At 48.2% G+C, this 8792-nt stretch carries 8 protein-coding genes and 1 tRNA gene; 3 read left to right on the top strand and 6 right to left on the bottom strand.

The window, feature by feature from the left end; all coding sequences use genetic code 11:
• Positions 1–415: 415 nt before the first annotated feature.
• The 6 genes from DL94_RS0109480 to DL94_RS0109455 form a co-directional block, all read right to left on the bottom strand.
• A complete protein-coding gene (locus DL94_RS0109480) occupies positions 416–1675 on the bottom strand; it encodes an NAD(P)/FAD-dependent oxidoreductase (RefSeq protein ID WP_028129954.1) in 1260 nt (419 codons plus the stop codon).
• A 259-nt stretch (positions 1676–1934) separates the two neighbouring features.
• Positions 1935–3506: a DUF4127 family protein gene (locus DL94_RS0109475; RefSeq protein ID WP_081798796.1), complete on the bottom strand. Its 1572-nt coding sequence runs from the start codon at positions 3504–3506 to the stop codon at positions 1935–1937.
• A 58-nt stretch (positions 3507–3564) separates the two neighbouring features.
• On the bottom strand, positions 3565–4266 hold the full coding sequence (locus DL94_RS0109470; RefSeq protein WP_028129952.1) for a hypothetical protein: 702 nt from the start codon (positions 4264–4266) through the stop codon (positions 3565–3567).
• Between the two features lie 13 nt (positions 4267–4279).
• Positions 4280–4957 carry a DUF2225 domain-containing protein gene (locus DL94_RS0109465; protein ID WP_028129951.1) on the bottom strand — a complete coding sequence of 226 codons (678 nt, stop codon included), beginning with the start codon at positions 4955–4957 and terminating at the stop codon, positions 4280–4282.
• 55 nt (positions 4958–5012) lie between these two features.
• Positions 5013–5684, bottom strand: coding sequence for a hypothetical protein (locus DL94_RS0109460; RefSeq protein WP_028129950.1), 672 nt, complete (start codon positions 5682–5684; stop codon positions 5013–5015).
• Positions 5685–5792: 108 nt separating this feature from the next.
• The gene (locus tag DL94_RS0109455; protein WP_028129949.1) at positions 5793–6638 is read right to left on the bottom strand and encodes a MerR family transcriptional regulator; all 846 of its coding nucleotides are present in this window, start codon (positions 6636–6638) and stop codon (positions 5793–5795) included.
• A 104-nt stretch (positions 6639–6742) separates the two neighbouring features.
• Here DL94_RS0109455 and DL94_RS0109450 point away from each other — a divergent pair, with 104 nt between their 5' ends.
• The 3 genes from DL94_RS0109450 to DL94_RS0109440 all read left to right on the top strand — a co-directional run bounded on the left by DL94_RS0109450 (position 6743) and on the right by DL94_RS0109440 (position 8792).
• Positions 6743–8143, top strand: coding sequence for an MATE family efflux transporter (locus DL94_RS0109450; RefSeq protein ID WP_028129948.1), 1401 nt, complete (start codon positions 6743–6745; stop codon positions 8141–8143).
• A gap of 69 nt (positions 8144–8212) precedes the next feature.
• Positions 8213–8288, top strand: a tRNA-Gln gene (locus DL94_RS0109445).
• A gap of 129 nt (positions 8289–8417) precedes the next feature.
• Positions 8418–8792 carry a DUF4234 domain-containing protein gene (locus tag DL94_RS0109440; RefSeq protein WP_028129947.1) on the top strand — a complete coding sequence of 125 codons (375 nt, stop codon included), beginning with the start codon at positions 8418–8420 and terminating at the stop codon, positions 8790–8792.

The following is an 8792-nucleotide window of genomic DNA, read 5'->3' as shown; positions in this document are numbered from 1 at the left end:
ATCAAGCTCTCAATTATCTATTAAAGAAATTGCCGATTGCTATGTTGTTCATACCAATCGATGTTTTAATAAGAAACTAAAAGTTTCTCAAACATCTGGCTTTAATCATGTTGCATGATTATTTGCATTGTTTAGTTTTCAAAGAACAATCTGTTTATCGCCTGTCGTTTCAAGCGACTCACTTATCTTATCGCATTCAGCTTAGCTTGTCAACATCTTTTTTAGAAAATTTTCAAAGCTTTGCGGCCGTTCACAACTTCTTTCCCTTTCAGGGTTTGTCGGGTTTTTGTCTGCCGTGTCTGTCAGCGACTTGTATTATATTACACGACTCCGGCGTGCCTGTCAATACTATTTTTAAATTTATTTTAAAAAATAAAGGGGAGCACTATCAGCTCCCCTTTATGGTATTTTACATTTAGAGTTTTATATTGGTGATAATACGTCCCAGACGCGTACCTGACAGCAAATTCCAGGTCCATTTAATGGCTACAGTAATATTGGTATGCGTGCCTGCCAGACGAATAAGGTGAACAAACATCCAGGCGCACCAAGCGATAAAGCCCGTCATTTCCGGGTTCATGCTGGTCTTGGCCACTACAGCCTGGCCACGGCCAATCGTTGCCATAGCTCCCAGGTCCTTATAGTGGAAAGTTTCGAGGTTCTTGTCCCCCTTGATGAGCCGCATGATATTGTCATGCGCCACCTTTGCCTCCTGCGTAGCTACCGGTGCCACCGTCGGCAGCGGGCGTTCCGTACCATGGCAGAAGTTCGCACAGTCACCGATGGCAAAGACATTTTCACTGCCATTCACCTGCAGTTTTTCATTGACAATAATGCGACCGGCTCTGTCCACTTCACCGCCGCATTCAGCGATAAACGGTACAGCCTTAACACCGGCGGCCCAAATAAGCGTCCGTGTCGGGATTTCGCCGCCATCCTTCAATTTAATAACCTGACCGTCATAACCCACTACCTGCGTATTGAGCATAACGTCTACGCCTTTTTTTCTGAGTACATCTACCGTATGCTCACGGAGATTCTGCGGCATCATCGGCAGGACATTCGGCGTTGCCTCAATGAGCTTTATGGATACTTCATCAAAATTGAGATTATGGAATTCCTTTTTCTGAATCCCTACCAGTTCCGAAATAGCTCCGGCCTCCTCGATACCGGTCGGGCCGCCGCCCACGATAACAAAGCTCAACATCTTGCGGCGTTCTGCTTCGTCCTGGGATTTATTGGCACGTTCAAACATGTGTAAAACGTGGTTGCGGATATGGACGGCCTCCTGCAAGGTTTTCATGCCAAAGGAATGTTCTTCGACTTCCTGCATGCCGAAGAAGTTCGTCGTTGCACCAGCGGCGAGAATCAGATAATCGTAGGGAATTTCCCCATGATTAGTCAGCAGCACCTGACGAGCCTGGTCCACGCCCTGAGCTTTAGCCATGAAGAACTCCACATTGCGTGCCTTGCGGAAGAACGTACGAATCGGATAAGCAATTTCATCTGTAGACAAAACAGCTGTAGATACCTGGTACAACAACGGCTGGAACAAATGGAAATTATGCCGGTCTACCAAAGTGACTTCCACATCATCTTTGCTAAACAACTTTGCCAACTTCACACCGCCAAAACCAGCTCCTACAATTACAATTCGTGGTTTCTTGTCTGCCATGAAAAGCCCTCCCAATCAAAACACATTACCATTCGTGAATTTTTTAACTTAAGCTTGTGAAAAAAAGCACTTTGCTTTCATGACTATCATAATAGCACGTTTATTTATAATTGCAATAGGAAATTTGTATTTTTCACACAATTTATTACTTTTTATCATTAGTCACATTGATAGACATATAAATTCTTCCTATTTCCATTGTTTTTCACGCATTACAAAAGGGACCTTCACCTTTGTGAAAAGTCCCTTTCTTACTCATTTATTCACTTTTACTAAAAAATTTTATCTCCCGGCGCGGATTGCGCTGCACATCGGCCTCGAACATTCTGTTCCACGGTAAAGCGACATTTATTTCTTCCAGACTTTTGAACGGTGGGAAGTTTTCACCGACAAATCTGGTCATCATTCTGGTCGTACGCTCTGCTACCGCCTGCCGCTTATCGCCCAGACGGCCGTATACGCCATCACCGCGCAGCCAGGTCAGCTGACGGGCTATGGTGTTGCGGACATTAGCCTGATAAGCCCAGTCGTCCAGATAGCGTGTCAGGAGCAGTTCATCTACGTCCGCGTCTTTCATGTGACGTACCAATACGCCTTCACCGACGGCAAACCCCGTGCTGTTAGTCGGCGTATTCCAGCCGGAATACGCTCTTATTTTGAACAACAGTCCCCGTTTTTTCAGCTCATCCATAAGGGCATTGTCAGCACCATTGGCATAAGCAATATCGGCAATTCCGACCGGATAACCGGCGCTCAGATGTTCACTGACCAGGTCGGCAAAATATTTTGAGCCTTCCCTCTCGCTCCCATCGTTAGCCCGGGAACCGGCCTCATACGTCTTGCCGTTCGGATTGGTATTAACCATCAGTACAAAATCCGCCCGCTGCGGTGTCGTTATCGGCGTTCCACCGGCCGCAATAATAGCCGAATTTATGGATTCACTGATTTTTTCATCGGAATACGCCGGCACGGTATTGCCGCCGCGTCCCCAGTTGTAACGGGTGTACACATACGGCACCTCATGACGCATGGTATTAACCGCCCTGGCCAGCAGCAGAATGGCAATTTCATCAATGCCGGCCATGGCCTGGAACTCATTTTTGCCCAAATCTTTGCCGGCTTTGGCTAAATGACGGCTCTCTAAGTGCGTGCGCGAGTAAGGCGCATTATCATCACGGCCTAAAGCCAGATAATCAAAGACACTCTGTCTGGTTAAATTTATAAGTGCTTCATTGACGGCATAATTCTTTTCACGCCGTCCCAGCCAATCCTGTAAATTATTTTTCGGGATAAGTTCTTCCAAAAAGGCCTTTTCCTTGGTTTCCCGCCGGCTCAGGCCTTCGACTTCCTGTTTGTCCTGCAATACGGTGTAACGGAAAATATCTGAACCATACTTGCGGTAATAAGGCGGTTCTTCATAGCCGGAGGCCTCCGCGCTTCGCGGCGTTCTCATTATCGAGCTGAACACATACAACGGCAGTTTCGGATTTGTCTTATGGAACTGCGAAAAACGGTTCACCCGTTCGATAACCTCAGCCTTGCTGTAGTTATGTTTGCGCGAACCCACCAGACTGCCGTAAATCATCGAATCCGAGGATATTACTGCTGCCTGTGCGTCTAGGGAGTTTTCCTTGAGCCATGACCACAGCTTATCAGGATGCCCCCAGTCCTCCCGGTTGCCCAGTATTTCGTCCGGCGGTACCACTACATTATACCCCAGCTTTTCCACTACTTCCTTAGTCTGCTTGTCAGAAATCGGCCTGTTATCATGTGGGATAAAGATAATTTTCGGCGGCTGCGCCTCTTTCGGCCGTGCCCAGGTCTGGGGCATGGCTGCAAAAATCGTCACTAAAACTGTAACAAGCACCACTATCCGCTTGTTCAAAAAATCACGCCTTTCCTTTTCCTTCCTGTTTTACAACTAAAGCCTTTAAAGCCTCTTTCACATCGTCCGGCACATTAAGTTTTGTTTTAAACATAATGCCGCCTTCCTTCACTGTAGCTCCCTGAATCTCAATCATATCCAGCATGCGGTGACCACGGAACTCTGTCTTGCCAAAATCTGATTCGGCCAAGGCCTTACTATAATCAACAGTCACCGTATTGCCTTTGATTTTTATCGGCAGGTCCTCGGAAATATCCACCTTGCCCACCATACGCTGAGCCATGCCTAAGGACACCCGCGAAAAAATCCAGGACATCAGGCCGTGATTGGGGATATTACGCTCGCGGACGCGATATACCATATAGGATTTATCACCTTCATGAACAAATTCCTTGACCTGCCCTGACAATTCCACTTTACCGATTTTGGCCGTATCCACACAGATATCCAGCCGTCCATTTTCATGTGATTTTAACACCACAGATTTAGCAGGGCCATCAGCCTTGATATTTTTAGCAATAGCCTCATTCATCATTTCATCGGTGACAAAGAGATTACCCTGGCTGATTTCGGCCAGGGTTTCTCGATTCCATGTTTCCTTTACCACCGTCAAGGCCGGGCCATAGTCAGCGACCTTTTCCTTGACTGCGGCCCAGTCTATATTACGCAGTTGTTCCTGCCAATTTGCCGGTAAATCAATAACCAATTATTTTACCTCCTCACTCCGGTTTTAACTCCCGGATTGTCTGCCACAAATCCCTGGTACGTTTATAAAGCTGTATATCCCGTTCACGCAGGCCTTGGTCACCTATCAGACGGGAAAGATACTGGGTTGCCTTTTCGTAATTCTGCAGGCGCGTATAAATGGCCCCCACCAGGTAAAGGGCCGTATCATCTGTCATGCCGCCTATCGGATAGCGTTCTGTCATTAGGGACCTGTCATAGAACTCCGCAGCCTTTTCCATCATTTCCTGCTCTTTTTCCTGTTCCTCAGAATAGCGGTATATCCACGCCAGTTCGAGGTACATGCCGGCTCTTTTGGCCAGTGGCTGTTCCAGCATTTCTGCGTAGAAAATAGCCAGTTTAAAGGCCGCTACCGCATCAGGAACGCCACGCTCTTCCACAAACTCGAGGCCAAGTTTCTTCTGGTCAAGAAACTCCTTGATTTTGCGTTTATGCGTCACAGGCATGGAGCCCAGGAAGGTCTTTTCATCAGCAGCATAGCCGCAGTGCTCGCAGAACCAAATCTTATACAGATAAGGATTGAAGTCCTTGTAGTGGACGCAGAAATCTTCATCTGTTTTCACTACGCTCAGTTTCGACTTGGTTTTCACTACCCGCGTGGCTTCACCGCAAATCGGACAGGTCTTGCTCACTGTAAACGTAAAGTCCCCCATGTCACTTCCTCCTTCAGCTCCACTATAACAGGCTTTTTTTAAAAAACACTTAAAATTACTGCCAGCCCTGCAAAGTCCAATAATCTTCTATTCCCTTAACCACGGGATAAAACACCTCTTCCACATTAGAGAGGCCTACCACCTGCCAGTGACCATCAGATTGCTGCTCCAGCGCCGCCTTCAAGGTCAGTTCCGGCACCAGACGGCCATAAGTGGTATCACTGCCCTTAATGTAAACGATGGCCACAGCCTTATTCCCGTCTTTTACTACCTCGCCCAGTCTGGCACTGTAATCACGCTGGAAAATTTCGGCCTCGCCGGCTATCCACTTAGCCTCACCCTGAGTTTTGCCCACAGGCAGTTTTTTCTCGTCCCAGAAGTAAGTAAAGCTTTCCTTGATAAACTTCAAGTCATTATCGCGCCTGTCGGCTATGTATTTTTGCATGAAAGCGCTGTCATGACGAAAAAACCAGTCCTGCGGATAAAGTCTATGCAATTTTTCAATATCTCTTACCAGAATGGCCGTGCTTTCATCGTAGGTACTGGCCAAAAGCCGATCCATATCCACATACTTTTCCACTCGGGGCTGGTCACGTTTTACTACGCCGGTCATAATCTCCTGCAGTGCATACTCCGGAGTCCGTTCGGCCTGATAGCCGTACGCCAGCGTCCCACAAGCTAAAATAACCAACACTAAAAGTATGGATAAAAACCTGCCTTTGGACATAAAACCGCCCCCTGCCAATCAATTACAATTACTTAAAGTATATCATTTATTGAAAAAAAAATAAATCAAAAATCCTCTATCAGCCCGGCCTTGCCTGCCTCTGTAAAACTAAGCCTGCTGTATCGGAATGGCTACACGCGTGATGAACTCCTGTGAATCAGCCGTACTCATATCTTCAATCAGACTTTCCTCATAAGAAAATTCTCCGGGGCTCAGCCCCTGCTCGGCCATAAAGCTGCGCAGCCTTACATAAGACGGCGTCGTGTTCATATAATCACCGGAAAAATATGTAACCACATACCGGCCAGCCGGCCGCAGGCAGCGGTGTTCCTTGGGCAGGCCACGCCAGTTTTTGTCCGTAGGAACATAGAAAAAGCTCACCGTTTGTTCCCGGCCTGGCTCCATAAAGTCCCGGCGTGCCACCATAGCACCAAAGGTGTAGCCGATCAGCATTTCACCATCAATGACCTCACGCATATGCGTGGCAAATTCAGCCTCCACCTTCTCCCAGTTTTCCTGCTCAAATAAATGCCGCAGATTGGCTGACAATACCAGCCGCTGCTCCGGCAGTTCCAACACCTCGACTTTATCCAGCCGGACATTTTTAGCCTGCGCCAGCACATGCCGCTGATTGGCCACAATCTGCTCCATACGCCGCAGTTTTTTGATTTCCTGTTTCAGCCATGCCTCCTGCCCGGCCAGGAGAGCAGCCAGTTTTTCCGGTGTACGTCCCTGCATGTATTCTTTAATTTCCGCCAGGTCCAGCCCCATATCCCGAAACATTCTTACCATATAGAAGGGATAGAACTGACGGGACGAATAGCTCCGATAGCCATTGGGCTCCACGGAATCCGGACAAAATATCCCCTCGGCGTCATAATAATGCAGTGTGCGCTTATTCACCCCGGTCATTTTGGCAAATTCTCCGACATGGAAAGTCATGTGCCGTGCCATCAAAACTCCCCCTTGACATTACAGTTACTGTATCCTTTATGCTTAATATACACGAGAAAATTTTAGGATTCAAGAATAATTCATTATCAGAAAGGAACATTTTTATGACAAAAAAAACTCATAATCCCCTGGCTTATCACCACAGTATGTGGTCACTGCTGATGTTTGCGGCCCCCTCCATCGGAATGATGATTGTGATTTCACTCTACACCGTCACCGATGGCATATTTATCGGCCGTTTCGTTGGCAGTGACGCACTTGCAGCCTCCAATATCGTCTACCCGGCGTTCAATCTCGTATTGGGGCTGGCCATTATGCTCGCCGCCGGCGGTTCGGCACTGGTTGCCAAAACTCTGGGCGAGGGTAATCGCGAGCTTGCCAGCAGACGATTCAGTCTTATCACCATCAGCAGCGTGATATTAAGCACCTTGCTGGCCATTGTCCTTTGGCTGTTTAAAGATTCGCTGCTTTCACTGCTCGGCGCCAGTCCGGCACTCTATGATGACTGCATACGCTACATCGTCACCCTGCTCCCGTTCTTTCCGGCAGCTGCCTTGATGATGATATTTAATGCCAGTTTCATCGCTGACGGCCGTCCCATTCAAGGCTTTATGGTATCCGTAGTTTCCGGCCTCCTGAATGCCTGCCTCGATTACCTGTTTATGGCCAAGTGGGGCTTGGGCATTACGGGTGCCGCCCTGGGTACTGGCTTAGGCGCCACCGCGGCCGCCCTTATCGGCCTGCACTATTTTACCTGCCGTAGCCGTCTGCTGCACTTAGTAAAGCCGGTCCTCGAATGGCGCGCCCTTGCACAGGCCATGTACAATGGTTCCTCCGAACTGGTAACGGAACTGTCTGTCGGCCTGACAACATTCCTTTTTAATGTAATTACTTTTGCCTGGGCCGGCGAAGATGGCGTGGCCGCGATTTCCGTTATCCTTTATGCAGAAATGCTCCTGACCTCCGTATTGGTAGGTTTCAGCAACGGCATTGCCCCCATCTTTTCCTACCAGTTTGGTGCGAAGAACTACCGTGAACTTCTGCGCCTGCTGCGGCTGGCCCTGTTCGGCATTGCCGTTTTCTCCCTTACAGCCTTTATCGGCTCCCGGCTTTTGGCCGAACCGCTTATCAGCCTTTTCCTGCCGGACGGCGGTGCTGTGTATGCCATTACGGTCAACGGCTTTTTACTCTTTGCGTTCAGCTTTTTGCTCTCCGGCTTTAATCTCTTTACCTCCGGCTTTTTCACCGCCATTGCCGACGGCAAAACCTCTGCGCTGGCCTCGTTTGCCCGCAACCTGTTAGGCATTGTAATCTTTTTACTGCTGCTGCCTAAAATCATCGGGTTCAGCGGCGTCTGGCTGGCCGTACCGGCAGCTGACCTGTCAGCCTTCCTGCTGTCCGCTTTCCTGCTCTATGAGCAATGGCAAAGTTTCCGTGGCCTGCAAGCCGCACAAAAGCGCCGGCAAAGCTACGCACGTTGGGAACGCGCTGCCAGTTTTAAATAATTTTTAAAAAGCTATTGACAAGAGTTAAAACTCCCCGTATAATATATTTTCGTTGACGGTTAGTCACACAGGGGTATCGCCAAGTTGGTAAGGCACGGGTCTCTGAATCCCGCATGCGTTGGTTCGAGTCCAGCTACCCCTGCCATTAAAAAATACAGGCTGTTGCTTAGCAACAGCCTTTTTTGTATAAATAATGCTCTTGTGAAGGAAAATCCCCCTCTTGCCGCGAACTTATATCATGTTATTATCCTATATTATCTGGGGAGGAATTTTTATGCAAAAAAGAAGTGTGGGATTAGCTATCGTCTTATCCCTTGTTACCTGCGGTATCTATGCTATTTACTGGATGTACACCATAACCAATGATGTCCACGAAGTAACCGGACGACAGACCACGGCCTCCGGCGGCATGGTGATTCTCTACAGCCTGATAACCTGCGGCATCTACTCTTTTTACTGGATGTACAAAATGGGCGAAAGCCTTGCCGAGGCCAAAGAACAACGCGGTATGCGTGTGGACAACAATGCCGGCCTCTTGTATCTGATACTGACATTCTTCATGCTGGCTCTTGTTTCCTATGCCCTTATCCAGAGCAGTATCAACGATATCATCGATTTCGATGAAAACGACACCGGTGCAGTTGCTTAA

This window comes from Selenomonas sp. AE3005 (genome assembly GCF_000686945.1).
Taxonomy (GTDB): Bacteria; Bacillota; Negativicutes; order Selenomonadales; family Selenomonadaceae; genus Selenomonas_A.
The sequence above is the reverse complement of the archived record's forward strand: the minus strand, read 5'-3'. Positions and strand labels throughout refer to the sequence as shown.